The 2180-nt window shown below is 74.8% G+C and carries 2 protein-coding genes; one reads left to right on the top strand and one right to left on the bottom strand.

Features of this window, described 5'->3' with window-relative positions:
- Window positions 1-368: hypothetical protein (locus FrCorBMG51_RS28895; RefSeq protein WP_235433190.1), on the top strand; the 368-nt coding region annotated here is incomplete at its 5' end.
- 179 nt (window positions 369-547) lie between these two features.
- On the opposite strand, the gene FrCorBMG51_RS00165 is transcribed toward FrCorBMG51_RS28895, so the two are convergent.
- A partial coding sequence (locus FrCorBMG51_RS00165; protein WP_235433189.1) for a helicase-related protein occupies window positions 548-2180 on the bottom strand: 1633 nt, incomplete at its 5' end.

Below are 2180 nucleotides of genomic sequence, written 5' to 3'. Positions count from 1 at the left end.
CGGCTGCCGCGTCCGCCGGTTTCGACCGGCTACGGCCGCGCAGCGCCGCGCAGCCCCCACCCGCGGCCCACGAGCGCTTTGCCACCCCGGTGACGGTAGGCCGGGACGTCCACGGCAAGCGGGCGCTCTACAGCGGGGGCAGGCCGGGCACACCGGTCACGCCGGTGGACAGTGGGCTGGATGTGATGTGTTCCCGCTGCGGGCAGACGACCACGCTCCGGCCGCGTGAGGCGGTCGCCCTGTTGCTCCCCAGCGTGCATGTGCCGGTGCCACGATTGCGGCATCGGTCCCTGGTGCGCTGCCCGGCATGCCGGCGGATCGCCTGGGTGCGCATCCGGCTGCGGGTCCACACCTCCGTCGAGCCCTGACGGGTCCGGCCGGGTGGCCGGCGGCGCGCTTCACGTCCGGGCTCCGCGCGTCCGCCGGGTTCTGACGGGACTGACAGGTGCGACGGGCTGACCGACCCGACGAACCAGCGATCATGCCGGCTGTTCGGCATCCCGGAACGCCGGGCTGGCCCGGACCGGGCTGGTCCGGGCCGGGGTCGTCAGGCCGACTCGGCTCGCTGCTCGATCCGGTCGTCCTGCCTGCCGGTGAGGTTCGCCTCCACGGCCGGTGAGCCGACGGGACGGCCGCGATCGTCGCGCCGCCGGCGGCGTCGGCGCCGCCGGGGAGCCGGCCCGGTCACCGCGGTGCCGTCCGCACCGGAGCCCGGAGCGGCAGAATCGTGGTCCACGATGCCGTGGTCCACGATGTTGGGCTCCACGATGCCGGGTTCAACGATGTCGGGTTCAACGATGTCGGGTTCCACGATGTCGGCAGCCACGATGGAATCCGAGCCGGTGTCCGGCGCCGTCGGATGCAGCGGAGCGGGCTCCAGGAACAGGGCGGCCCTGCTGGCCGCCGGCCGTATCCGCCCGCTGGTCCCGGCCGGCCGCGGTTCGGCCACGGACGGCCCGCCAGCCGGTGCGCCGGGAAGTTCCACGGACGCTGCCGGGGACAGGGCTGGGACCGCGTCGGNCGGCTGTTGCGCGGGCGCGTCCGCGTGAGCCGCCGGCTGCGCGTCGGTGGGCTCGTCGGCGGGGACCACGGTCACCGCCGCCACCGCGGCGCCGCCCCCACGGGTACGGCGCCTGGTCCGGGTCGTGCGGGCGGCGGGGGGCCGACCGGCCGACGGCTCGGCGCGGATGGCGTCCGGCCGGTCACCGGCCCGGCCTGACCGCCGGCGCTTCGGACGCCCGGTCTCCCCGAGGTCCTCGACCTCCTCGGCGGCGAGCCCGGCCCGGGTACGGGACGCCTGCGGCAGCACCNGCAGCACCCCGCGGACGTCCGCGGGGATGGACAGGGCCTCGAACAGGTGCGGGGATGTCGAGTAGGTCTCGACCGGGGTGTCGAAGGGCAGGCCCAGCGCCTGGTTGACCAGGGACCACCGCGGTATGTCGTCCCAGTCGACGAAGGTCACCGCCACCCCGCTGNCCCCGCTGCCGCCGGCTCGGCCGGTGCGGCCGACGCGGTGCAGGTAGACGTTCTCGTCCTCGGGGCACTGGTAGTTGACCACGTGGGTCACCCCGCCGATGTCGATACCACGGGCGGCGACGTCGGTGGCGACCAGCACATCGATCTTGCCGGACCGGAACGCCCGCAGCGCCTGCTCCCGCTGGCCCTGGCCGATGTCCCCGTGGACGGCCGCGGCTGCGAAACCACGCCCGGTCAGGTCGTCGGCGACCCGGTCGGCGGTACGACGGGTCCGGACGAAGACGATGGCCAGCCCTCGGCCCTCGGCCTGCAGAACCCGGGCCAGCACCTCGATCTTGTCCAGCGCGTGCGCGCGGAAGACGTGCTGGCTGATGTCCGGCACCGTGCGGCCCTCGTCGGGGTGCTCCGCGGTGACGTGCACCGGCCGCCGCATGAACCGGCGGGCCAGCGAGATCACCGGCGGCGGCATCGTTGCGGAGAACAGCAGCGTCTGGCGGATGTCCGGAAGCTGGGCGAGGATGCGCTCGACGTCCGGCAGGAAGCCCAGGTCGAGCATTTCGTCGGCCTCGTCGAGGACGAGCATGCGCACCGCCGTCAGCACGAGGGCGTTCTGGCGGGCCAGGTCGAGCAGCCTGCCGGGGGTGCCGACGACGATGTCCACGCCGGCGCGCAGGCTTGCCAGCTGCGGCTCGTAGGCACGGCCG

Origin of the sequence: Protofrankia coriariae, assembly GCF_001017755.1 — a bacterium.
In the GTDB taxonomy this organism is placed as follows: Bacteria; Actinomycetota; Actinomycetes; order Frankiales; family Frankiaceae; genus Protofrankia; species Protofrankia coriariae.
This window is presented reverse-complemented; position numbering and strand designations above follow the sequence as displayed.